Raw genomic sequence first — 23841 nt, 5'->3', positions numbered from 1 at the left:
ACACGTCCCATCAGACGCCCCCTCCGCCGCCGCCGCCACCGCCACCACCCGAGAAGCCACCGCCGCCGCCGCCACCTGAAGTCGAGGAACTCGTGGCGCTGCCCGACCAGGACGCGCTGGTGGCGGTAGAGAATGTGCTGATTGCACCTGCGAAATAGGCTGCCTGGAATATTCCAGAACCGGAATACCAGTCGGGCTGGGTGTGGCTTTGGGCGTAGTACTGGCTAAGAACGCCGGACCAGTCCTTCTCCTGCCCAAACAAAACGGCCAGCGGCAGCACTCGTTCGTAGAGTTTTACGATCTGAACGGAGGCTGCATCCGCTGTTTCGGGACGCTGCGTCAGTTCGGGGCGTGAATTCTCCGGCCGATACACGGAGCGCACGGCTCCTTCCGGACTCTGCAATACTCGCAGCCGATCGGCTTCGGCGAGACCTATATACAACTTGACGCCCTTCAGATAATCACGGAGCTCGGCTCCGCTGTCGGTCAGCGGTCGCAGATTGCCGGCGAACACGAACGTGCCCAGCGCGCTGATGATCGCCACAGCGATGAACAATAACGGCCACAAACCGCCCACAACGGTTATAACGGCGCCGAGGCTCCCCGCCAGGGCGACGCCGGCGCCGACAACCGCGAGCACGAACAGCCAAACCCGCAAGCCGTCGTTTTTCTTCTCCCGCAACCCCAACCGCAACGATTCGGCTCTGGCAGCCAGGCGTTCCTTCTGCAACGCCTTACTCAGGGAGATGCTCTTCTTCTTCAGGTCTCGCTGGTCGCCAGCCTGCAGTCCGGGGAACAGCTTGCCGAGGATGCGGCTCTCGGTCTCATCGACACCGTGTGCGTGCACGAATTCGAGCAGAAAGTGGCTCTTCTTATCGCCCGCCTCGAGAATGCGCACGTTGCCCCGCACCGCGAAGCTGATGAACTGGGCTGCCATCGCCTTGCTGGCGGTGCCGGTGACATCGCCAGAGGTGAGCAGGTTCACCCCCCGCGGCGGCAGATATTCGGCGATAATCGTGAAGCGGCCGGCGGCGCTCCGCCAGCGCGTGGCCCGCAGCAGACCGGCGACGAGCGCCGTCAACAGGCTCACAAGGGCACCGACCAGGCCAACGATCGGGAGCGCATTTGCGGTGAAGGAATCATCCCGTGGCACAAAGGTACCCGGCTCGAACGGCACCACGACGGTGAGGTTCTCCCGCGCGCCCAGATTGGTGGCGAGCACGCTCACGGCCGGTTGTGTCGACGAACCGCCCAGACGGATGTCCTCACAGGGTGTACTGGAGCCTTCCGGTCCTTGAAAACAGAGCGCCTGGCCCCGCCGACGGTCGACCAGCTCCGGATCGAACCGCACGGTGGCCGTGACCAGGCCGAAGGTTTGGTCCCACCCGGTGCCGTTGACGTCCCAGTAGAACTCTTCGGTGTTCGCGTCGGAGGGGTACAGGGTTACATTGGACTGCTCATAGGTGATCACATAGGTCTGCGCGCCGTGCACGAATTCGTCGGCGGCGATGGTCACGTCGAGAAACTCCTGGTCCCGGTCCTCGCTGGTGGTCTCAGTGTCGAAGGATCGCGGCGCGCCGTTCTCATCGGTGACGCTGTCGATCGCGATGTCGGTGGGGTGGCCCTGGTATCGGGTGGGGATGGCGCGGCGAATGCCGTGGTTCTGATCGATCTCGGGAAACCGGGCCACGATCGTCTCGACGGTTTTGAGCGTCGAGCGGCCGTCGGCGTCAAGCTGGAGCTCGTACTGCGAGTCGAAGGAGTCGAAGCTGAAGTCGCTGGCGTCGGAGCCCACGATGCTGACGGCGCTGGGGCTGGCCGCTGCGGCCTGCGTTGGCGGAGCGAGCGTCAGCACGGCGCCATCGATGGCCAGCGCACCGAGTAACAGGACAAGGGCGGGGCGAACCGATCGGAGCATGAGTCCACTCTACCGAGCGTGCTGGTCATGGCGAGCTTCGGCCACCGGCGTGCGGTGCCCTAATCACGCCCCGACACGATCAGGCGTGCTGAATGGGAATCGAGGTCGTAGACGGCGGGCGTTCGAACAAAATCTCGAGACCCACCTTCAATTCGGCCAGCCAGGCCGCATATCCGGCCGGGTTCAGGTGCAGCCGGTCGATGCCGAGTGTCGGGTCGAGCTCACCATCAGGCAGGGCGAGCGCCGGCCACAGGTCAAGGTATTGCACATGCAGGGTGGGGGCATACTGCCAGACATGCCGATTGATGGAACGGATGGTGCCGGCAAAGTCGCGGTCGCGTGGCAGAACCGATTGAACCAGGATGCGGGTTTCCGGTAGCGCGCGGCGAAGGGTGTGCAAAATGGTCTCGAGGTTGCGCACGACGTATTCGTCAGACTTGCGCCAGCCGAGGTCGTTCGTTCCGACCCCGATCACAACGGCGTCCGGGCGCAAGGCGATGACCTGATCAAGCTGGGCAATAACCTCGTCGGTGGTGTTTCCACTCACGGCCAGGTTATGCACGTCGTGCTCGGGAAACCATTCGTCCCACTGACCGCCCGCAACGAGGCCGTCCCCCAGAAAGGCGAGAGATACTGACATAGTGGCCTCCTACTCGTAACCATCATGCCCCGAACCTGGCCGAGTATCCAGAATTCTCAGACTATACGCACGTTCTACCCGTGGCGTCAGTCAGCGTCTGAGCGAGAAACAGCCGCGTGCGGATGCCCCGCTTCGGCCTTGCGCTCAGCCGCCGCCGTCGCCGTGATGCGTGTGGCCATACCCTCGAAGATGATGCCGTGGAACGGCAGGATCGCTGCCCAGTACAGCCTGCCGCCGAGACCCCGGGGGAAAAACACGGCGCGCTGTCGGTACACCGAGCCGCCAGAATCGGTCGGGGTGACGCTCATCTCGAGCCACGCCCGGCCGGGAACTCGCATTTCGGCGCGGAGGCGCAGAAAGCTGCCGTGGTCGATCCGTTCGACCCGCCAGAAGTCGAGTACCTCACCGTTATGCAGGTGGTCGGGGTTGCGGCGACCGCGGCGCAGGCCCACGCCTCCGACGGCCTTGTCCATGAGGCCACGCACCGCCCAGGCCAAGGGAAAGGAGTACCAGCCGTTTTCACCGCCGATACTTTCGATGACCCGCCAGAGCGCGGCCGGGTCGGCGTGAGTCGTCTTCTCGCGAAGATCGGTGTAGACGGCGTGGCCGGCCCAGTCCGGGTCGCTCGGCAGCGGGTTGCTCGACGCGCCCTCGATCGAAGAGTTGCGCCAGCTGGTCTCGACGTCGCCGTCGCGCATGCGACCCAGCGCGAGGCGCACCGCACGGCGGTAAGCGGTGAGGCCGCCCTCCGGCCGTGGAATGAACTCGTCGATATCGGTCTCGTGAACGACACAGTCGTACTGCAGCGAGGCGATGATCGGGATGGCGAGGTTGCGCGGAATCGGAGTGACCAGGTTCACCCACTGGGAGGCGAGCCAGGGGGTGAGCACCGGCAGTGCAGCGATCGCTCGCTGTTTGAGACCTGCTTCGAGGGCGTAGCCGTTCATCATCTGGCCGTAACGGAGCACGTCGGGGCCGCCGATGTCGAAGGTGCGGTTCACCTCGGGTGCGAGGTCGGCGGCGGCCTGGAGGTAATACAGCACGTCGCGTACGGCGATCGGCTGGATCTTGTTGCGCACCCACTTGGGTGCCGGCATGTACGGCAACACGTCGGTCAGATGGCGAATCATCTCGAACGAGGTTGAGCCGGAACCGATGACCACGCCGGCCTGGAACGCGATGGTGGGCACGCCGCTGTTCAGCAGGATCCGGCCGACCTCCATGCGTGAACGCAGGTGGGCCGAAAGAGTGTCGGTGTCGGGGTGCAGCCCGCCAAGGTAGACGATGCGGGAGACGTGAGCTGCCGCAGCGGCCTGGGCGACGTTCTCGGCGGCAAGATGCTCGGTCTTCTCGAAGTCCCCGGCTGCACCCATCGAGTGCACCAGGTAGTACAGCACGTCGATGTCGACGCAGGCGCGCTGCACGGACGCCAGGTCGCCGAGGTCCCCCTGCACGACCTCGACCTGGTCGGCCCACGGCACGTCACGCAGCTTCGCGGGGGTGCGCACGAGCACCCGCACCGTGAAACCGGCCTCGAGGAGTTTGGGAACCAGACGCCCCCCGATGTAGCCCGTAGATCCCGTGACAAGTGCTTTGCGTAAGGTCATGCGGCGGAGCCTATCTCGTTCTCTTGACCCTCGGCTGAGTGTCGTCCACCGTGCGCGCTCAGAGAATCGCCTTGGTGTGCCAGACCGTCTTCAGCTCGGTGAAGGCGAGGATGCGGGACAGAGCCGGGGCCGCGGCATCCGCGCCCGACTCGGGCGGGAGCACCCGCTTGAGCGTCTCGGCGGCGCTGATCTGCAGCTCCACCCAGTCGAGGTCACCGGCACCGACCAGATCGAGGGCGTTGACGTCGGCATGGCTGGCCAGCCAGGGTGCGATCTCGGCCGGTGATCCGGTAACGATGTTGACGACGCCACCGGGTACGTCGCTCGTGGCGAGCACCTCGCCCAGGCTGATCGCCGATAGCGGGGCGTTCTCGTTGGCGACGACGACGACCGTGTTGCCGGCGACGAGGGCCGGCGCGATCGCACTGACCAGTCCGAGCAAGGATTCGTTTCCCTGCGGCGCGATGATCGCGACGACGCCTGTCGGTTCGGGTACCGACAGGTTGAAGAACGGGCCGGCGACCGGGTTGGCGTTACCGGCGACCTGCACGTACTTGTCCGCCCAGCCGGCGTACCAAACCCAGCGGTCGATGGCCTCGTCGACCTGGGCGTTGGCGACCGCGGTGGTCACGCCCTCGCTGTTCTCAATTTCGTCGACGAACTGGGCCCGGCGGCCCTCGAGCAGTTCGGCAATGCGGTAGAGCACCTGTCCGCGGTTGTAGGCCGTGGCGCTGGCCCAGCCGGAGAGGGCGCTGCGGGCAGCGACGACGGCGTCGCGGGCATCCTTGCGGCTGCCCTTCGCGGCGTTGGCCAGAAAGTCGCCCTGGTGCGAGAGCACCTCGTAGACGCGACCTGACTCGCTGCGCGGAAACTTGCCGCCGATGTAGAGCTTGTAGGTCTTGGGGATGGCGAGGCGGTTCACTTGGCGGCCTTCTCTGCGGATGCGGACTTTTTGCTGGCGGATGCGGACTTCTTGCTGACCGGAGCGTGCTCGGCTGCTGCGATCGACCGCGAGCCGGAGCGTACGGCGGGCTTGAGGTAGGCGGCGAGGCCGTGGCGGCCACCCTCTCGGCCGTACCCGCTCTCCTTATAACCGCCGAACGGGCTGGACGGGTCGAACTGGTTGAAGGTGTTTGCCCAGATGACGCCGGCGCGCAGTTTGTCGGCGACGGCGAGGATTCTGCTGCCCTTGTCGCTCCAGATTCCGGCGGAGAGCCCGTATGGGGTGTTGTTGGCCTTGGCGATGGCTTCGGCCGGAGTGCGGAATGTCAGTACCGACAGCACCGGGCCGAAGATCTCGTCCCGCGCGATGCGGTGGCTGGTCGTCACGTTGGTGAAGATGGTCGGCGCGAACCAGAAGCCGTTCTCCGGGATGACGCAGTCGGCGCTCCAGCGCTCGGCGCCTTCCTGCTGGCCGAGGTCGGACAGTTCGCGAATGCGGGCGAGCTGTTCGGCGCTGTTGATGGCGCCGATGTCGGTGTTCTTGTCGAGCGGGTCCCCCAGACGCAGCGTCTGCATGCGACGCTTGAGCCGATCGATGACGTCGTCGTGGATGCTTTCCTGCACCAGCAGGCGGCTTCCGGCGCAGCAGACGTGCCCCTGATTGAAGAAGATACCCCGCACGATTCCCTCGACGGCCTGGTCGATGGGGGCATCGTCGAAGACGATGTTGGCACCCTTGCCACCAAGCTCCAAACTGAGCTTCTTATCGGTTCCGGCGACCGAACGGGCGATGGCGCGACCGACCGAGGTCGAGCCGGTGAAGGCGACCTTGTTGACGCCCGGGTGGTTGACCAGCGCCTGCCCGGTGCTCCCGTCGCCGGTGATGATGTTCACGACACCGGCGGGCAGGTCGGCCTGCTGCAGAATCTCGGCGAACAACAGGGCGGTGAGCGAGGTCGTTTCGGCCGGTTTGAGTACGACGGTGTTGCCGGCGGCGAGCGCCGGGGCGATCTTCCAGGCCAGCATCATGAGCGGAAAATTCCATGGGATGACCTGGGCGGCCACGCCGAGCGAGGCCGGGTTCGGACCTGCTCCGGCGTGGTCGAGCTTGTCGGCCCAGCCGGCGTAGTAGAAGAACCAGGCCGCGACGAGGGGAATGTCAACGTCGCGGGTTTCCTTAATCGGCTTGCCGTTGTCGAGGGTTTCGGCGACGGCCAGTTCGCGGGCACGTTCCTGCACCAGGCGGGCAATGCGAAACAGGTACTTGCCGCGGTCACTGCCGGACAGGCGCGACCAGACCCCGTCGTAGGCGTGACGGGCGGCAGCGACCGCCTCGTCGACATCCGTTTGATTGGCGGTGGCGATCATCGCGATCTGTTCTTCCGTGGCCGGGTTGATGCTCGCGAAAGGAGTGCCGCGGCCGGCGGTGAACTCACCCCTAATGAAGAGGCCGTAGTCGCTTTTGAGGTTCAGCAGGGCCTGCGACTCTGGGGCGGGGGCGTAGTCGAGAAATTTCATTGTCGTTCCCTAGTCAATCGTCACGTAGTCGGGGCCGGAGTAGTGCCCGGTGGTCATCTTCTGACGCTGCAACAGCACGTCATTGAGCAGGCTGGAGGCACCGAAGCGGAACAGGTGCGGGGTCAGCCACTCCTCCCCCACGGTTTCCGCGACCGTCACGAGGTACTTGATCGCGTCTTTGGAGGTGCGGATGCCGCCGGCTGGTTTCACACCGATGCGCACGCCCGTGAGGCGGTGCCAGTCCCGTACGACCTCGAGCATAGACAGCGTTACCGGCAGCGTCGCGGCGGGGGCGACCTTACCGGTGGAGGTCTTAATGAAGTCCCCGCCGGCCAGGATAGCCAGCCAGGAGGCGCGGCGTACGTTGTCGTAGGTGTTCAGTTCGCCGGTCTCAAGAATCACCTTAAGGTGGGCAAGCGTTCCGTCGGCGCGGCGGCAGGCCTCTTTCACGGCGACGATCTCGTCGTAGACCTGGCCGAACCGACCCGCCAGAAATGCTCCACGGTCGATGACCATGTCGATCTCGTCGGCACCCGCCGTGACCGCGTCGCGCACGTCGGCGAGCTTGACCGAAAGAGAGGCCCGGCCGCTCGGAAATGCGGTCGCAACCGCAGCAACATTGACACCATCGGTACCGCCGGCGGCGTGAGCCGACCCAAGCGCTGTGACGGCATCACCGACCATGTCGCCATAGACGCAGACCGCGGCGACACGGGGGCAGCCGGGGTCTTTGGGGTCGGGAATGAGCGCCTTGGCGACGAGCGAACGCACCTTGCCGGGGGTGTCAGCGCCCTCGAGGGTCGTGAGGTCGATCAGCCCGATGATGGTATCGATCGCCCAGCGTTTGGAGCTGGTCTTGATCGATCGGGTGCCGAGGTCGGCGGCGCGGGCTTCGAGGCCGACGGCGTCGATTCCGGGGATTCCGTGCAGGTACCGGCGCAGGTTGGCGTCGGTGGCCTCCCCGCCGATCAGCGCGAGGGCGCGCTGATCGGGCTGGTAGGTGGCCAATGGGCTGCTAGTCATGGGGTGTCCTTTTCCTGAAGCAGGGCGTTCGCGGTGTCTTCGTCGGTCACCAGCACGGTGCACAACCCGTTGCGCACGACGGCGCGGGCGATGGCGTGCTTGGTGTTTCCGGAGATAACCGCGATGGTGAGTGGGGCACGGCGCAACTGGTCGATTTGAATCCCGACAGTGCGCTCGTTAAGTTCCGGGTCGACGATGCGACCGTGCCTGTCGATGTAACGGCCGACGACGTCGCCGACGGCGCCCTTCGCCACAAGGTCGTTGATCTGTTCCACGGTCAGGTAGCCGCTGTCGACGAGGGCGGAATTCGCATCCGCCTGACCGGCGCTGTAGACGTAGGCCTGGGCGTTGCGAGCCAGGGCGAGCACCCCGGCAATGGTGCGGTCGGCTTCCATCGCCTGCTTAGTTTCGAGGCGTTCGAAGATGGCGGGGCTGGGCAGCAGGGTGGCCGACCCGTCGGCCTTGTGCGCGATCGTCACGGCAGTGGATGCCGCGGTGCCGGTGCGTTGGTTGAGGCTGACGCCGCCGTTGATCTGCACCACGTTCACCCCCGGCGCCCAGCCCTGTTTGAGGTGCAGGGAGACGTCGTGCAGGGTTCGACCCCAGCTGATGCCGAGGGTGTGCGGAATCGGTCGCAGGTTCGTGAGATAGTCGGCGGCGGCCTGTGCGGTGCGCGACTGCAGCTCAGCGTCGCTGGACACTCCGGCGGAGGAGACGACGATCGCGTCGGTAAGGCCGGTTGATTCGCGGAGGCGCCGTTCGATCGGCAGCCGGCGGGCGCGCGGGTGCACGATCTCGATGCGGATGAAACCGTTGGCCCTGGCACTGGCGAGCAACCGACCGACCTTCCAGCGGGTGAGGCGCAAAATAACACCGATCTCATCCTGGGTCTGGTTTTCTTCGTAGTACAGCTCGGCGGCGCGGATGGACAGGAGTTCGTCGGTGTCGCTCATGGTGGTGTCGCGGTCCAATCGTTTGAAGCCAGCCTACGTCGCCTGGCCACGCGAATCAACAGTCGTAGATATCATTGCTCATCTGAGCAGAACCGGGCCCGGACAGAGACCGGTGCGGGCACCAGTACGATCGATGCATGAGCAGCTCCGCCCCGTCGCGTTTCGTTCTCGCCGTTGATGTCGGCGGCACCAAGGTCGATGCCGCCCTCGTCGATGATCGCGGCGTAGTGTTCGGCGCCAGCCGGCACCGGGCGGCGACCGGCGCGACCGCGTCGAGCGAGCGGCTCGCCGTCGCTGTCGAGAGCGTGGTGACCGAGGCTCGCGCGGCCCTGCCCGTCGGCGCAGCCCTGATCGGGGTGGGAATCGGTTGCGCAGGGCCGATTCACCTGCGAGACGGCGCGGTGTCGCCGCTGAACTTACCGGTGTGGCGTGAGTATCCCCTCAAACAGTTGGTCGCCGCGCTCGTGCCCGACCTGCCCGTACGCCTGCGCATGGACGGGCTGTGCATCACGCTCGCCGAGCACTGGGTGGGCGCCGGTCAGGGCGTCGACAATCTGATGGGCATGATCGTATCGACCGGCATCGGCGGCGGCCTTATTCTTGGCGGAGTGACCGTATCGGGGCCGACCGGCAACGCCGGCCATATCGGTCACATCGAGGTCGGCGGCTTTTCCGATGCGTGCGCCTGCGGCGGGGTCGGCTGCATCGAGGCGATCGCCTCCGGACCGAAAACCGTCGCCTGGGCGCGCAGACAGGGCTTCTCTGGCGAGTCGGGCGAAGACTTGGCCCATGCTTACGCGGCCGCCGACCCGGTCGCGGTAGCGGCCGTCGCGCGCAGCGGACAGGCCCTCGGCCAAGCGATCGCCTCCGCCGCGACGCTGCTCGACCTCGACCTCGTCACCATCGGCGGCGGCTTCTCCAACGTCACTGGCGACCTGCTCGTGTTCGCGCGGGAGGCCATCGCCCAGCGCGTGCAGTTCGCCTACGCGACCCGAGTGCGTGTGGTGCCGTCGGCGCTGTCGGGCGACGGCCCGCTGATCGGTGCCGCGGCGCTGATCCACCGCGCCGAGATGGTGCCCTGACCTCGCGCTGGCCTCCTCCCGAAGACCGGGTGTCAGCGCGAGCGCTCGAGGTCGTCCTCGAGCATGTGCGGACGACCGATCACGGCGCCGGCGATGATGATAGCAAGCGCGCTGGCCATCAGAAAGCCCAGTGGCCAGCTCCACCCGCCGCTGAGCTCGTGCAGCAGGCCGAAGATCAACGGTCCCAGGGCGCCCAGGGTATAGCCGACGCTTTGCACGAAGCCGCTCAGCGCGACGGCACCGGCATGGGTGCGGGTGCGCAGGTTGATGAGCACGAGCGCGAGGGGAAAGAACAGGGGTCCGAGGCCGGCCAGGCTGACCCAGAGCCAGGTCAGGGTATCTGGCACCAATAGCAGCCCGAGGTCGCCAGCCACGAAGGCGAACACTCCGACGTAGACGAGCGGTCCCACGTTGGTCAGACGCGCCGTGAGGACCGGAATGATCAGCGCGCATGGAATTCCCATGCTGGCATAGAGGGCGAGCAGCGTTCCGGCCTGAGCCGGACTGACTCCGGCGGTGTCCACGAGCAGTCGGGGCAGCCAGGCGAACATGGCGTAGGCGTTAAGAGACGAGGCTGCGAACACGCCGGCGATCGCCCAGGCGATCGACGACGTCCACAGCCGACCCAGAATCGCGGCATCGGCCTCGTCAACGACGGGGCCGGACACTCTCGCAGAGCGGTGCCGCAGAAGCAGGGTAACCCAGGGAACAAGCGCGAAGAGAGCGAGCAGCATCCACACGCCGAGTGACACGCGCCAGCCAGCGGCATCCGCTACCGGTACGGCGATCAAGGCAGGGGTCAGTGTGCTCAGAGAGAGGACGGTGACGTAGAGGCTCGTAACGAGCCCGACGCGGTCGGGGAAATATTTCTTAACCAGTGGCGGCAGGAGTACGTTGCCGACGCCGAGCCCGGCGAACGCAATGACACTGCCGAGGATGAGCATGGTGAGCGAGCCGGACAGACCGCGAGTGAGGTGACCGAGAAGAATTGCCACGAGCGCGAGCACGAGCGGCAACTCCAAGCCGTGCCGACGTGTGATCATGGGGGTGAAGATGCCAAAGAGGGCGAAACACACCGGCGGAAGCATGCCGAGCACACCCAGAGAAATCGCGCCGAGGGGAATATCGGCGTCCACCTCCGTCACGATCGGCGAGAGGGCGGCGACCGCGGTGCGCAGGTTCGCCGCGACCAGAATGATGCCCAGCAGGGCGAGGCCACGTCCCGGCAGCAGTCGGCGGGAGAGGGCGGTATTCACTCGGTCAGTCTAGGGCTGCGGCCGCGGCGCGTTCCCGTTGCACATCGGCCGCGAGGTTTTTGAGCTCGTCCCAGCGCTCGGACACGACAAGGCCAGGCAGGAGCAGCGCCCACATCTCGGTCAGGCGTTGGTCGATGTCGCTGCGACCGTTCAGCACGTCGGAGACAAGCTGCACTCCAGTGAAGGCGGCAGTGAAAAATGCCGCAGCCGCGGGCACATCCAACGTGGGAGCGACATCGCCCGCGGTGATTGCCCGGCGCAGGAATTCCTCACAGGTGACCATCCAGTCGAGATACGGCGCGGACACCGGCGTTGAGAAGTTGGCCGCTTCAATCGTCAGGCGCACCCCGGCGCTCACGATGAGGTCATCGCGCAGCTGGCGAGCCAGCTCGTAAGACATCGAGATGAGGGCGCGCAGGCCGGGAACGTCCTTCTCGAGCAGCAGTTGACCCGCACCGGCCGATTGCTCGTGCTGGGCATCGATGATCGCGACCGCGAGCGCTTCTTTGGAATCAAAGTGGAAGTACAGTGCGCCCTTGGTGACTCCAGCGGCCGCGCTCACCTGGGCGAGAGACGTGCTGCCGTAGCCGCGCTGTTCGAATGCTGCTGCCGCGCCGCGAATTATCGCGGCGCGCGTTTCAATGGCTCGTGCTTGTTGTTGCATGGAACCCCCAGGAAAATGCTCGTGCACCCAGCGTACCGGGGCGAACTGACCCCCGGGAGTTTCCCGACGGCTCGATCTGCACCTTTGTGGCTATACAATAAACATACTCTTTGGTATGGTTCTTGGCATGGGGAATGTGAGCGATTACGGGTGGGTGGGCATCGGCGTAGCGCTGCTGGCCGGATTGATTGTAGTCGGGCTCTCGCTCGTAGCCATGGTTCAGATCGGGCGCGCCGCCCATCTGCGCCCGACCGTGCGCACGAATTGGGTGCTGGCCGTTCTCCTCGCTCCCGTGTTCGGGGCGACGGCCTGGTTCGCGGTCGGTAACCGGCTGCGACTGGACTAGATCGTGCTCTTGCGGCCCAAAATTGCGCGCGCGCGAGAGACATCATCGCGCATCTGCACGATCAGCGGATCAATGCCCGAGTAGGCGACCATCCCGCGAATCCGTTCCACGAACGACACGTCAACGACGTGGTCGTACAGGTCGAGATTGACCTCGTCGAGCACGTAGGCTTCGACCTGCTTCTGTGCGACACCGTCGAAGGTGGGGTTGTTGCCCACCGAAATGGCCGCGGGGAAGCGAGCACCGGCATCCGTCAGCCAACCAGCGTAGACGCCGTCGGCGGGAATCAAGCCCTCGGAATCGGCTGACAGGTTGGCCGTTGGAAAGCCCAGTTCACGACCGCGAGCGGCGCCGTGCACGACCACGCCGCGCACGGTCGGCACATGCCCGAGTAACTGGCCGGCTGCGGCCACCGCTCCGGTGTCGAGCAACTCGCGAATCCAGGTCGACGACACCCGGCGTTCGCCATCGGGCATCACGTCGTCGATCATGCGCACCTCATAGCCGAACTCGGCGCCGAGCTCACGCAGCAGTTCCACATCACCCGCACCCTTTGCGCCGAACCGAAAGTCCCGACCAACCAGCACGAAGCGGGCGTGCAGGGCGGTAATCAGGATGCGTTCGATGAATTCCCGAGGCGGCAGGCTCGACAGGTCGTGGTTGAATTCAAGCAGCAGGGTGGCATCAACGCCGGTCTCGGCGATCAGCTTGAGCTTCTGCTCGGCGCTGACGAGTGCGCTCGGGCATGACTCAGGAGCCAGCAAGGCAAGCGGATGCCGGTCGAACGTGACCACAACGGCGGCGAGCTGCTCTCGCGCGGCAATGGCCTTAAGTTCGCTGAGAACGGCCCGGTGCCCGGCGTGCACGCCGTCGAACTTGCCGATGCTCACGGCCGAGGCCGGCCAGTCGCTCGGTACCGAGTTGACGCCGGGGAAGGATTTCATGCCCGGCTCCGGGATGGCGTCGGGGGATGGCTCGCGAGCCACCACATGCCGAGCAGCGGCAGCACGAGGGGAATGAACAGGTAGCCACTGCCGTAGACCGACCACACAGTGGCGTGCTGAAACAGGGCAGGGTCCACGAGGCTGAGGGTTCCCACTACGAGCACGCCAAGCAGTTCAAAGCCGATGGTGAACCAGGCGATGCGGTACCAGAGAAGGGTGCGCCTGACCAGGGCGATCGTCGCGACGATGTACACCACGGCGGCGAGGGCTGACAGCGAGTACGCGAGCGGGGCCTCATCGAAAGCGCGCACGATCTGAACGAACGATCGCCCGGTGGCAGCGAGGGCCAGCACGCCGTACACGGCGATGAGGAGTCGGCCAATGCCGCTCACCCGATTGGCGGGGCCGGTCATTTCGGTCTGGGATTTTGTCATCGCTCGGCATTCATATGGTTCACTAATTATTGCAGCATCCGCAGCGAACCCGTGAACCGCGTCAGCTCCCCTGCACGTTCCAGATCTGATTCATGCGGTAGAGCATGACCGCGACCGACAGGCAGGTCACACCGAGAATAACCGTGCTCCAGCGGCTGCGTTCGACGAGCGCCCAGAATCCGGCCACGACCGGCAGCAGTATGGCGCTGACCAGATAGGTGTAGAACTCGAGCAGACTGCCTGTGGCCGTGTTGCCGGCCAGCGGTGCCGCGATCGCGGCCGCGAGCTGCACGATCAGCAAAAGTTCGACCAGCGCGGTCGCACCCATGGTGAGATCGGTGGGTTTGCGTCCGACCAGGCCGAGCACGATACAGAGCAGGCCGCCCGGCACGGCGATGGCCAGTTGAAACCAGGTGAACCATTCGATCATGACATGGGTGTCGATTCGCTCTGGTGCGGTTCATCGGGCAGATCTGGCGGAAAATTCAGCAACGACTTGGCCTGGTCGCCGCGATACTCGACCAGTCCGACGAGTCGGCCGTCGGGGGCGATGGCGGCGACCGGGCCGGTGCGGGTGGTATCGGGTTCGACCCGGATGCGTTTGCCATGGCCGAGGTCGATCGCCTGCTCGGCCGACAGGTCGAGGCGCGGCAACAGCCGGGTGGCGGCATCCGCTGGTGAAATAAGGGCGGCGACGACGTCGATATCTTGCAGCGTCGCGGCGGCGTCGATGCGGAACGGGCCGATACGGGTGCGGCGCAGGGCCGTGAGGTGGCCGCCGACGCCGAGCGCGGCGCCGAGGTCGCGGGCCAGGGCGCGAATATAGGTGCCGGAGGCGCATTCAACGCGCACCTCGAGGTCGAGAAAACCATTGCGCGGGGTGCTCGAGAGCAGTGCGAACTCGCTCACAGTCACCGGGCGGGCGGGCAACTGCACGTCTTCGCCGGCCCGCACCCTGGCGTAGGCCCGTTTGCCGTCCACCTTGATGGCGCTGACCGCGCTGGGCTGCTGGCTGATGTCACCGGTGAGATCGCTAATGCCGGCCGCGACGGCTGCGGGCGTGATGGCGACGACCCGTTCGGCGCTGGCGCGGGTCAGTTCCTCGCCCTCCGCGTCATCCGTTGTGGTGGCCTGGCCGAGGCGGATGGTCGCGAGGTATTCCTTGTCAAGGCCGACGACGTAGGTGAGCAGTCGGGTGGAACTGTTGATGCCGAGGACGAGCAGGCCGGTCGCCATGGGGTCGAGGGTGCCGGCATGGCCGACCTTGCGCGTTCCGGCCAGGCGCCGGGTTCGGGCGACAGCGTCATGGCTAGTCCAGCCCTGCGCCTTGTCGATGAGTAAAAGGCCGCTGGTCACTTGCTGAGGGTATCAGCGTGCGACTTGCAGCACGCAATCTAGGCTGGGGGAATGCAAATTGCTGTAGTCGGCGCCGGCGCCCTCGGTGGTCTGTTCGCCGCCCTGCTCGCTCGTGCCGGGCACGAGATCACCGTCACGGCACACCAGGCAGCCCGCGCGGTCATTCAGGACGACGGAATTGGCATCACCGGAGGTTTCGGGGACGCCCACTGCCGCGTGCAGGTGCGGGAGATTCTCACCGAAACCCCCGACCTGACGCTGATCTGCACCAAAGCCCAGGATGCCGCAGCCGCCATCGCCGAGAACGCCGAAATGCTCGACGGGTCACCGGTGATCGTGGTGCAGAACGGCCTCGATGGTGTGTCGATCGCCGAAGGGCTACTGCCGCACTCGGACTGTTTCGGGCTGCTCACCCTGATCGCCGCGCACTACATCGGTCCGGGCCGGGTGCGGGTGACGACCGCAGCATCGAGCTACCTTGGTCGGGGCAGCGGCCAGGCGGATGCCGCCACTCGGCACTGGCAAATGATCCTGGCTACCGCGTTCCCGACCTTCGCGACCGACAATTTCGTCGGTGCGCAGTGGACCAAGCTGGTCGTCAACATGCTCAATGCCCTGCCGGCCATCACCGGGCTGAGCGTTCAGACGGTCATCGGCACGGCCCCGCTCCGCCGGATCTTGACCGCGAGCATGCAGGAGACGGTGCGAGTGGGCGTGGCCAGGAACGTGACGTTCGGATCGTTGCACGCGCTCACGGATCGCACCCTGCGCGTTTTCGGGCGGCTGCCGGTGACTCTCGCGCAATCCCTGCCTCTGCGCATCGGGGTGAAGATGGGGCCGGTGGCCAATCTCGGCTCAACCTTGCAGAGCCTCAAACGTGCCCAGCTGACCGAAGTGGACCACCTCAACGGCGCGGTCGTGCGGGAAGCGCAGCTGGCCGGGCTGGCGGCGCCGGTCAACGCGCTGCTCACCACGCTCGTACACGAGGTCGAGGTTACCCGGGCCTTTCTGAAACCGGCCGATGTTCTTGCCCGGTTCGACAAACTCATCGACGACCGCTGAGAACTGATGCTCAGCACCGGTCGGTCAGCATGCGGCGCGGGGCCTGTGGGTTCGTTGTATCGACGACGGCCGACACGACGTCGCGCGGGTGCACCTCGGCGAGGTAAAGCGCCTGGGACTCGCTTGCTGGGGCGCCCTCAAGCAGCACGCTGTACAGCCAGAGTGCGTGCAGTTCAGGGCGGTTGATGTAGTCGCCGTCGATAATGAGGATGGCGTCGGCGGGCGCGGTCTGCCAGGTCGGTTGAATCCAGGCGTCCCGATCTGGGTCGAATTCCTCGGTGACGAACCCGGTGCTGCCGCCCATTCGGAAGGGTTCCACGAGCACCCGGCGCAGCGCCGAGTAGTCGTAGCCGACCCGGTACATCCGCTCGGGGGTGTCGGATGCGAGTCGTTGCTGCTCGGCGCGGGAGTGCTGGAAGTAGCGCAGGCTCGCGCGAAAAACATGCCGCTCATCTTCGCGGAACACCGCGGCGAGGTCGTCGGCGAAGGCGGTGCGAACACCGGCATCCGTTCCGTCGACGGCGATGGTCGTGCGGCCGCGGCCATAATTGTGCAGAATCTCCGCGGCGAGGACGCGCAGAAAATCGATGCGGGGGGTGGAAACCAGCTTCATGAATCGAGCCTAGGTTAGAACGGATGAACGTCACACCCTCTCCGAAGATGATTAGTTCCGTGCTCAACTCCTGGTTCGTGGCCAATGCGCGCGACCTGCCGTGGCGCCGCGACGGCTTCGGGGCCTGGGGCATTTTGGTGAGCGAGTTCATGCTGCAGCAGACCCCGGTGAGCCGAGTCATTCCCCGATTGGAGGAGTGGCTGGCACGATGGCCGACACCGGCTTCCCTCGCCGCCGTGCCACCGAGCGAGGCGGTGCGGGCCTGGTCCAGCCTCGGGTACCCGAGGCGTGCGCTGTGGCTGCACGCCGCGGCCGTGCAGATCACTCAGCTGCACGGTGGTGTCGTGCCGTCCGGCGTGGACGATCTGCTGGCCCTGACCGGCATCGGGGACTACACCGCCCGGGCGGTGGCCGCGTTCGCGTATGGCCATCGGCATCCAGTCGTCGACACGAATACGCGGCGGGTGATCGCCCGTGCAGTTGCCGGCGTCGGGGAACCCTCCCCTCCCAGCCGCGCCCGGGACCTCGATGCCATGGGGGCGTTGCTTCCTCACAGCGCACAGGAGGCTGCGCTGTTCAACGCCGCGATCATGGAGCTTGGCGCCGTCGTCTGCACCAGCCGCAGCCCACACTGCGAGGTATGCCCGATCCGAGATGATTGCGCCTGGCGGGCCGCCGACTATCCCGAATACACCGGCACCCGCAAAACGGTGCAGAAGAAGTTCGAGGGCAGTGACCGGCAGGTGCGCGGCCTGATCATGGCCGAGCTGCGTTCCACCCACCGCTCGGTAACGGATGCCGAAATCGCCACCCTCTGGCCCGATGCTGCCCAGTTGCGGCGCTCGCTGGCCAGCCTCGTGACCGACGGCTTGGCAGTGCCCGCGCCCGACGGGTATATCCTGCCGGAGTAGGCAGCCGCAGCCGCGTACGATTGCGGGGTGACATCATCAACTTCTCCCACGGCTCCTCCTGCCAATTTGCCCGGCAATTCATCGGCCGGGCCTTCAGCCGCCGATGCCCAATATTCCGCGCTACTCCGCGACACCCTCGAGAACGGTGCCCGCAAGGCCGACCGCACCGGAACCGGCACTCGCAGCGTGTTCGGCCGTCAACTGCGCTTCGACCTCGCCGAGGGTTTTCCGCTCATGACGACCAAGCGGGTGCACTTCGCGTCGATCGCCTACGAACTGCTTTGGTTTCTGCGCGGCGATTCCAACGCCACCTGGCTGCAGGAGAAGGGCGTGCGCATCTGGAACGAGTGGGCCGATGAGAACGGCGAACTCGGCCCGGTCTACGGCGTACAGTGGCGCTCCTGGCCCACCCCGGGCGGCGAGACCATCGACCAGATCAGCCAGGTGCTCGACACGCTCAGCACCGACCCGGACTCCCGTCGCATGATCGTCTCGGCCTGGAACGTGGCCGACCTGCCGAAGATGGCGCTCGCCCCGTGCCACGCCCTGTTCCAGTTCTACGTCGCCGACGGCAAGCTTTCCTGCCAGCTGTACCAACGCAGCGCCGACCTCTTTCTTGGCGTGCCCTTCAACATTGCCAGCTACGCCCTGCTCACCCAGCTCGTCGCCGAGCAGGCCGGGCTCGGGCTCGGCGAGTTCGTCTGGACGGGCGGCGACTGCCACATCTACGACAACCATGTCGCACAGGTCACCGAGCAGCTCTCGCGCACCCCGTTCCCCTCCCCCACCCTGCGCATCAAGCCGGGTCGAGCAAGTTTGTTCGACTACGAGTACGACGATTTCGTGTTGGAGAACTACCAGCATCATCCCGCCATCAAGGGCGCGGTCGCGGTATGAAACTCGGCCTGATCTGGGCCCAGACGGTGAACGGTGTGATCGGATCCGACGGGGTCATGCCCTGGCATCTGCCGGAGGATCTCGCCCATTTTCGTTCCGTCACCCGGGGCGGGGCGGTCATCATGGGCCGACGCACCTGGGATTCGCTCCCGGAGCGTTTTCGCCCTCTTCCCGGCCGGCAGAACATCGTGATCACCCGGCAACGCGACTGGGCCGCGGAGGGGGCATCCGTCGCACACAGCCTCGATGACGCCCTCGCGCTGGCGCAAGGGCCGGTCTGGGTGATCGGCGGCGCCGAAATCTACCAGCTCGCGCTTGTCTGCGCCGACACGCTCGAGGTGACCGAAATTGACGCCTCCATTGAGGGCGACACCTTTGCGCCCATACTCGATGCCACCTGGGCTGTGGTCAGCACCGACCCGGCAAGCGGATGGCTGCGCTCGACCACCGCACTAAGCTACCGTTTCACGCGCTACGAGCGAACCCCCGGGCTCGGCCAGCCCCGCCTCCCCGCTCCCCAGCTCCAAGCTCCCACCCCCTAACCCGGCGCTTAAACCGGACGGGGCCCGGGCCCGGAACGCGGGCCCAGTCTATAAACTGGGCCCGTGGACGGGGCCCGGGCCCCGTTCGGAGTGTTGCGGCTTGCTAGTGTTTGGGGGCACTCGCGTCGTCGGAGTCGTCATCTTCGAGGTCGTAATCGCGCGGCTTTTTGTACGGGTCGGCGTCGCCGGCGTACGTGGCCGTGCCCTTGCTGTCTTCGGTCGCGGTATCCCGATCGTGAGCCTCGCGCAGCAGATCGTCGATCAGAGCCGCGTTTTCGGGGATGCCGTCGGCGATGAACTCGATCGACGGGGTGAGCCGCGCCGTGATGTTCTTGCCGACCTCACTGCGCATGAGGCCGGTTGCGGCCTTCAATGCCGCGGCGCTGTCCGTGCGCTCCTCGATCGAGCCGTACACGGTGTAGAACACCGAGGCATGTTGCAGATCGCCCGTGACTTTCACATCGGTGATGGTCACAAACCCGAGCCTCGGATCGCGGAGGCCGCGTTCCAGCCGCTTGGCGATGATGACCTTTATGCGGTCCGCCATCTTTCTGGCGCGTTCCGGATCTGCCATGACTTACTCCTTGTTAGCGGGCGCTCACGCGCCCGTACGTTCTCTCTACTTTTCTCCCCCACCGCCGCACTCGCGGTTTCCCGGGAGCTGAAGCTGGGAGCAGATTCCCCCTAAAAGGGAATCGGGGTCGGGCTTCGCTCTTCCCTTTTTAGGGGGAACTCGCGAAGACCCGACCCCAACCAAACCGCGAGCTAGACGCGCGGCTTCTCCTTCATTTCGATGGTCTCGATCTCATCGCCAATTCGGATGTCGTTGAACTTGCCCAGTCCGATACCACACTCGAAGTCCGTACGAACCTCGGTGACATCGTCCTTGAAACGACGCAGCGACTCGATGCCCAGGTTGTCGCCCACCACGATGCCCTCGCGAATAACGCGAGCCTTGGCATTTCGGGTGATGGTACCGCTCCGCACGATGACGCCGGCGACGTTTCCGAACTTCGACGAGCTGAAGACCTCGCGAATTTCGGCGATTCCGCTCTGGATCTCTTCGTACTCGGGCTTGAGCATTCCCTTGAGGGAATTCTCGATGTCCTCGAGGGCGGAGTAGATGACGGAGTAGAAGCGCACGTCGACGCCTTCGCGAGCAGCACGCTCGCGGGCCTTCGTGTCGGGACGAACGTTGAACCCGATGATGATGGCGTTGTCGACGGTAGCGAGGTTGACGTCGCTCTCCGTGACCGCACCGACACCACGGTGGATGATGCGCAGCTGAACCGAATCGTCGACCTCGATCTTGAGCAGTGACTCTTCCAGGGCCTCAACGGCACCGGAGACGTCACCCTTGATGATGAGGTTGAGCGACTCGACCTTGCCCTCTTCAAGAGCACGGGTGAAGTCTTCGAGGCTGATGCGCTTACGGGCCTTGGCCAGCAGGGCGTTGCGCTCGGCGGCTTCACGCTTCTCGGCGATCTGACGGGCGGTGCGGTCTTCCTGAATAACGAGGAAGGTGTCGCCGGCGCGGGGAACGCTCGACAGACCCTGCACCTGGACCGCGCGGGACGGCGTGGCGGCGAGAACGGCTACACCGTTTTCGTCGGCCATCGCGCGAACCCGGCCGTAGGCCGTTCCGGCGACGATGGAGTCTCCGACGTGCAGCGTTCCGGACTGGATGAGCACGGTTGCCACCGCGCCGCGGCCCTTGTCGAGGCGGGCCTCGATGGCGACACCACGGGCATCCTTGTTCGGGTTGGAGCGCATGTCGAGTCCGGCGTCGGCGACCAGGAGCACGGCGTCAAGGATTTCCTTGATACCGGTCTTGTTCTTGGCCGACACGTCGACGAACATGACGTCTCCGCCGTACTCTTCGGCGACGAGGCCGAATTCGGTGAGCTGCTGACGCACTTTCTGCGGGTTGGCGCCAGGCTTATCGATCTTGTTCACCGCTACCACGATCGGCACGTTGGCGGCCTGGGCGTGGTTGAGCGCCTCAATGGTCTGCGGCATGATGCCGTCATCGGCAGCGACCACGAGGATGGCGATGTCGGTGACCTGCGCACCACGAGCACGCATGGCGGTGAACGCCTCGTGGCCCGGTGTGTCAATGAAGGTCAGAGCGCGGTCGATACCCTCATGCTCCGTGATGATCTGGTAGGCACCAATGTGCTGCGTGATGCCACCAGCTTCACCCTCGGCGACCTTGGCGTTACGGATCGCGTCAAGAAGCGCGGTCTTACCGTGGTCGACGTGGCCCATGACGGTGACGACGGGAGGACGAATCTCGAGGTCTTCATCGGTTTCGTCTTCAAGTTCCTGGTCGATGTCGATGTCGAACGCGAGCAGCAGCTCACGGTCTTCGTCATCGGGCGAGACCATTTGAATCTTGTAGCCGAGCTCGCTGCCGAGCACGTCGAACGTGGCCTCGTCGAGGGACTCCGTTGCCGTGGCCATTTCACCGAGGTGGAACAGCACGGTGACGAGGTTTCCGGGGCTCGCGTCAATCTTGTCGGCAAAGTCCGTAATGGATGCTCCGCGACGCAGGCGAACAACGGTTCCACCGTCGCCGCGGGGTACGGATACTCCACCCAGCGACGGGGCCTCGCGCAGCTCGAATTCTGCTCTTTTTGTACGCTTCGACTTACGCGCCTTGTTCTTGCCGCCACCGCGACCGAAGGCACCAGCGGTACCGCCGCCAGGACCGCGGCCGCGACCAGCTCCACCGCCACCGCCGGCCGGGCGGGGCGGGCCAAAGCCAGGGGCTCCAGCCGGAGCACCGGGACGAGTGAATCCGGGGCGTGCGCCACCGGCTCCACCCGGGGCGCCACCGGGGCGCTGGAAGGCTCCTGGACGCTGACCGAAACCGGTCGGGCGTGCAGCCTGGCCGGGTCCGCCGGGGCGAGGTGCGCCAGGGCGAGGTGCCGGAGGACGCGGAATGTTGCTCGGGGAGGGGGTTGCCGGACGCTGGCCCATACCCTGTGCGCTCGCGAACGGGTTATTACCCGGACGCGGTGGCTGAGCGGGACGCTGGCCCATTCCCTGGTTGCTGGCGAACGGGTTGTTACCCGGTCGCGCCGCTCCGGGGCGAGGCATGCCCGGCTTGACCGGCGTAGCCGATCCTTCCGTGCTCTTCGTAGCCGGGGTGTCGGTGCTCGGCTTGTCGGCGGCCTCAGCAGCGGCAGCCTTGTCGGCGGCAGCGGCCTTCTCGGCAGCGGCGGCCTTCTCGGCGGCCTGGGCCTGGCGCTCGGCGACGGTGAGCGGCGCGACCGGAAGGGGCGCAGCATCCGCTGAAGGAGCGGCCTCGGCGACAACCGGTGCGATCGGCTCGGCAACAGGCTTGGGGCCGGGACGAGCCCCCGGCTTGGCACCGTGGCTCGCACGAGCCGGCGTTGCCTTCGTGGTGGCAGCAGCGTCAACGCCAGCGGCGGGCGCGGGTGTCGCAGCCTTGGCCGCGGCACTTTCCGCCTCGAGAGCGGCGCGAAGGCGGCGCGCTACTGGCGGTTCAACACTGGAGGACGGTCCCTTAACGAACTCGCCCATTTCTTTCAATTTAGCAAGGGCTACCTTGCTGTCGACTCCGAGCTCGGTAGCGATCTCGTGTACGCGTGGTTTCGCAGCCACAATTCTCCTGTTCCGGGTCTGCACCCGGAAAGGGGCAGACCGTTAGTAACGGACGGGTCTCATTTCGAGCCGCTCATTAGTTATCCATAAGCCAATTCAGCCTGTTCTCTAGTTGTTTCGCGTCCAGTGACCTGGTCACGCGAAAGGCACGCCCGAAAGCGTGTCGCCTTACGGCATCCTGAAAGCACGAGTCGCGGGCATGCAACCACGCACCTCTACCGGGGATTGTGGCGGTTTCATCCACCACAACTTCTGATTTCCCAGCAACGATCCGCAAAAGTGAGGATCGAGGGGCGCGCGAACGGCAGCCAATACACGTTCTTACGGAGTCCATCGTACCCCCTATTCGGCATCCTCCAGAATGCTGTCGGGCTGAATGTCGATTTTCGCGCCCGTGAGCTTGGCCGCGAGGCGGGCATTCTGGCCTTCTTTGCCGATCGCGAGCGAGAGCTGGTAGTCGGGCACGAGGGCTCGAACTGCTTTGATCGACTCGTCGATCACGTAGGCGCTGGTCACCTTGGCCGGCGACAGGGCGCTCGCGACGAAGGTCGCGAGGTCGGGCGAGAAGTCGACAATGTCGATCTTCTCGTTGTTCAGCTCAACGGTCACGGCGCGCACGCGCTGGCCGAGTTCGCCGATGCAGGCACCCTTGGCGTTAACGCCGGGCTCGGTCGCGCGCACGGCGATCTTGGTGCGATGGCCGGCTTCGCGGGCGAGCGAGACAATCTCGACGACTCCGCTGGCGATCTCGGGCACCTCGAGTGCGAAGAGCTTGCGTACGAGCGACGGGTGGGTGCGCGACACGGTAATCTGCGGGCCCTTGAGCCCACGACCGACGGCCGTCACGAACACGCGAATTCGAGCGCCGTGCACATAGCTCTCCGTTGGAACCTGCTCCTCGGGAGGCATGATCGCTTCGATGGTGCCGAGGTCGACGTGGATCATGCGGGGGTTTGGACCCTGCTGAATGATTCCCGCGACGATGTCACCCTCACGGCCCTTGAACTGGCCGAGCACCGCGTCGTCGGCCAGGTCGCGCAGGCGCTGGTTGATAACCTGTTTGGCGGCGAAGGCGGCGATGCGACCGAAGTCGGTGGGGTTGTCGACGGCTTCGCCGATAACGTTGCCCTCATCGTCGTGCTCGGGAATGTAAATGTCAACGTGCCCGGTCTTGCGGTCGAGAACGACGCGCGCCTCTGGCACTTCCTGAATGTCATGCTTGGCTTCAGCAATCTTCGATGCTTCAAGCTTCGTGACGTCTTGCTGAATGTGCTTGACATAGGCGGTCAAAATCGCCTGTTCGATGATTTGCACGAGTTCCTCGAAGGGAATCTCTTTTTCGCGCTCCAATAGCCGCAAAACACTGAGGTCGATGTCCATGGCCGGCCTCCTCTACGTACGATCTAGTCGCATGATCTTGCCGCCGCGAAACCGCGCAGCGGGCTGAATACTACGGTACCCGAATCTGCGACGCCCCGTCACCCACTCGCTCCCGTCGGGGCG

The 23841-nt window shown here is 65.4% G+C and carries 24 protein-coding genes; 6 read left to right on the top strand and 18 right to left on the bottom strand.

Going from position 1 to position 23841, the window contains the following annotated elements:
• Positions 1–10 precede the first annotated feature (10 nt).
• From QMK31_RS14725 to QMK31_RS14695, 7 genes are all read right to left on the bottom strand, one after another.
• A complete protein-coding gene (locus tag QMK31_RS14725) occupies positions 11–1918 on the bottom strand; it encodes a DUF2207 domain-containing protein (protein ID WP_283501697.1) in 1908 nt (635 codons plus the stop codon).
• A gap of 79 nt (positions 1919–1997) precedes the next feature.
• The gene (locus QMK31_RS14720; protein WP_283501696.1) at positions 1998–2558 is read right to left on the bottom strand and encodes a GDSL-type esterase/lipase family protein; all 561 of its coding nucleotides are present in this window, start codon (positions 2556–2558) and stop codon (positions 1998–2000) included.
• 86 nt (positions 2559–2644) lie between these two features.
• A complete protein-coding gene (locus QMK31_RS14715) occupies positions 2645–4165 on the bottom strand; it encodes an SDR family oxidoreductase (RefSeq protein ID WP_283501695.1) in 1521 nt (506 codons plus the stop codon).
• 58 nt (positions 4166–4223) lie between these two features.
• A complete protein-coding gene (locus QMK31_RS14710) occupies positions 4224–5087 on the bottom strand; it encodes an aldehyde dehydrogenase family protein (protein ID WP_283501694.1) in 864 nt (287 codons plus the stop codon).
• On the bottom strand, positions 5084–6625 hold the full coding sequence (locus tag QMK31_RS14705; RefSeq protein ID WP_283501693.1) for an aldehyde dehydrogenase family protein: 1542 nt from the start codon (positions 6623–6625) through the stop codon (positions 5084–5086). The genes QMK31_RS14710 and QMK31_RS14705 overlap by 4 nt, the downstream gene beginning before the upstream one ends.
• Before the next feature lie 9 nt (positions 6626–6634).
• Positions 6635–7648, bottom strand: coding sequence for a deoxyribose-phosphate aldolase (gene deoC, locus QMK31_RS14700; RefSeq protein WP_283501692.1), 1014 nt, complete (start codon positions 7646–7648; stop codon positions 6635–6637).
• Positions 7645–8601 (bottom strand): sugar-binding transcriptional regulator, encoded by a 957-nt coding sequence (locus QMK31_RS14695; RefSeq protein WP_283501691.1) that lies wholly within the window; start codon positions 8599–8601, stop codon positions 7645–7647. Before QMK31_RS14695 ends, deoC begins: the two co-directional genes overlap by 4 nt.
• Before the next feature lie 137 nt (positions 8602–8738).
• Here QMK31_RS14695 and QMK31_RS14690 point away from each other — a divergent pair, with 137 nt between their 5' ends.
• Positions 8739–9683, top strand: coding sequence for an ROK family protein (locus QMK31_RS14690; protein WP_283501690.1), 945 nt, complete (start codon positions 8739–8741; stop codon positions 9681–9683).
• A gap of 32 nt (positions 9684–9715) precedes the next feature.
• Here QMK31_RS14690 and QMK31_RS14685 read toward each other — a convergent pair whose 3' ends face one another.
• Entirely contained in the window at positions 9716–10939 is a 1224-nt protein-coding gene (locus QMK31_RS14685) for an MFS transporter (RefSeq protein WP_283501689.1), read from the bottom strand.
• 4 nt (positions 10940–10943) lie between these two features.
• The gene (locus tag QMK31_RS14680) at positions 10944–11603 is read right to left on the bottom strand and encodes a ScbR family autoregulator-binding transcription factor (RefSeq protein ID WP_283501688.1); all 660 of its coding nucleotides are present in this window, start codon (positions 11601–11603) and stop codon (positions 10944–10946) included.
• Positions 11604–11730: 127 nt separating this feature from the next.
• On the opposite strand from QMK31_RS14680, the gene QMK31_RS14675 reads away from it, so the two are divergent.
• Positions 11731–11949, top strand: coding sequence for a PLDc N-terminal domain-containing protein (locus QMK31_RS14675; RefSeq protein ID WP_283501687.1), 219 nt, complete (start codon positions 11731–11733; stop codon positions 11947–11949).
• On the opposite strand, the gene QMK31_RS14670 is transcribed toward QMK31_RS14675, so the two are convergent.
• The 4 genes from QMK31_RS14670 to truB form a co-directional block, all read right to left on the bottom strand.
• Positions 11946–12893, bottom strand: coding sequence for a bifunctional riboflavin kinase/FAD synthetase (locus QMK31_RS14670; protein ID WP_283501686.1), 948 nt, complete (start codon positions 12891–12893; stop codon positions 11946–11948). The two genes, QMK31_RS14675 and QMK31_RS14670, sit on opposite strands and share 4 nt — an antisense overlap.
• Complete coding sequence (locus tag QMK31_RS14665) at positions 12890–13327, bottom strand: hypothetical protein (protein WP_283501685.1); 438 nt, start codon at positions 13325–13327, stop codon at positions 12890–12892. Before QMK31_RS14665 ends, QMK31_RS14670 begins: the two co-directional genes overlap by 4 nt.
• Before the next feature lie 61 nt (positions 13328–13388).
• Positions 13389–13757: a hypothetical protein gene (locus QMK31_RS14660; protein ID WP_283501684.1), complete on the bottom strand. Its 369-nt coding sequence runs from the start codon at positions 13755–13757 to the stop codon at positions 13389–13391.
• Entirely contained in the window at positions 13754–14683 is a 930-nt protein-coding gene (gene truB / locus QMK31_RS14655) for a tRNA pseudouridine(55) synthase TruB (protein WP_283501683.1), read from the bottom strand. Before truB ends, QMK31_RS14660 begins: the two co-directional genes overlap by 4 nt.
• Positions 14684–14734: 51 nt before the next feature.
• On the opposite strand from truB, the gene QMK31_RS14650 reads away from it, so the two are divergent.
• Positions 14735–15745 (top strand): ketopantoate reductase family protein, encoded by a 1011-nt coding sequence (locus tag QMK31_RS14650; RefSeq protein ID WP_283501682.1) that lies wholly within the window; start codon positions 14735–14737, stop codon positions 15743–15745.
• A gap of 10 nt (positions 15746–15755) precedes the next feature.
• On the opposite strand, the gene QMK31_RS14645 is transcribed toward QMK31_RS14650, so the two are convergent.
• Positions 15756–16358: a nucleoside/nucleotide kinase family protein gene (locus QMK31_RS14645; RefSeq protein WP_283501681.1), complete on the bottom strand. Its 603-nt coding sequence runs from the start codon at positions 16356–16358 to the stop codon at positions 15756–15758.
• Between the two features lie 23 nt (positions 16359–16381).
• Between QMK31_RS14645 and QMK31_RS14640 the strand changes: the two genes are divergently transcribed.
• From QMK31_RS14640 to QMK31_RS14630, 3 genes are all read left to right on the top strand, one after another.
• On the top strand, positions 16382–17269 hold the full coding sequence (locus tag QMK31_RS14640; protein WP_283501680.1) for an iron-sulfur binding domain-containing protein: 888 nt from the start codon (positions 16382–16384) through the stop codon (positions 17267–17269).
• Between the two features lie 66 nt (positions 17270–17335).
• Entirely contained in the window at positions 17336–18166 is an 831-nt protein-coding gene (locus QMK31_RS14635) for a thymidylate synthase (protein ID WP_283501816.1), read from the top strand.
• Positions 18163–18708, top strand: coding sequence for a dihydrofolate reductase (locus QMK31_RS14630; RefSeq protein ID WP_283501679.1), 546 nt, complete (start codon positions 18163–18165; stop codon positions 18706–18708). The genes QMK31_RS14635 and QMK31_RS14630 overlap by 4 nt, the downstream gene beginning before the upstream one ends.
• Before the next feature lie 103 nt (positions 18709–18811).
• Here the strand turns inward: QMK31_RS14630 and rbfA are convergent, their stop codons facing one another.
• The 4 genes from rbfA to nusA all read right to left on the bottom strand — a co-directional run bounded on the left by rbfA (position 18812) and on the right by nusA (position 23718).
• Positions 18812–19282: a 30S ribosome-binding factor RbfA gene (gene rbfA / locus QMK31_RS14625; protein ID WP_283501678.1), complete on the bottom strand. Its 471-nt coding sequence runs from the start codon at positions 19280–19282 to the stop codon at positions 18812–18814.
• A gap of 191 nt (positions 19283–19473) precedes the next feature.
• On the bottom strand, positions 19474–22338 hold the full coding sequence (infB, locus tag QMK31_RS14620; RefSeq protein WP_283501677.1) for a translation initiation factor IF-2: 2865 nt from the start codon (positions 22336–22338) through the stop codon (positions 19474–19476).
• 76 nt (positions 22339–22414) lie between these two features.
• The gene (locus tag QMK31_RS14615) at positions 22415–22672 is read right to left on the bottom strand and encodes a YlxR family protein (RefSeq protein WP_283501676.1); all 258 of its coding nucleotides are present in this window, start codon (positions 22670–22672) and stop codon (positions 22415–22417) included.
• Between the two features lie 8 nt (positions 22673–22680).
• Positions 22681–23718 carry a transcription termination factor NusA gene (nusA, locus tag QMK31_RS14610; RefSeq protein ID WP_283501675.1) on the bottom strand — a complete coding sequence of 346 codons (1038 nt, stop codon included), beginning with the start codon at positions 23716–23718 and terminating at the stop codon, positions 22681–22683.
• Between the last annotated feature and the right edge of the window lie 123 nt (positions 23719–23841).

Source organism: Cryobacterium sp. PH31-O1 (assembly GCF_030063455.1).
Classification (GTDB): Bacteria; Actinomycetota; Actinomycetes; order Actinomycetales; family Microbacteriaceae; genus Cryobacterium.
Note: the sequence above shows the minus strand (reverse complement) of the source record. Positions and strands in the feature narration are given on the sequence as shown.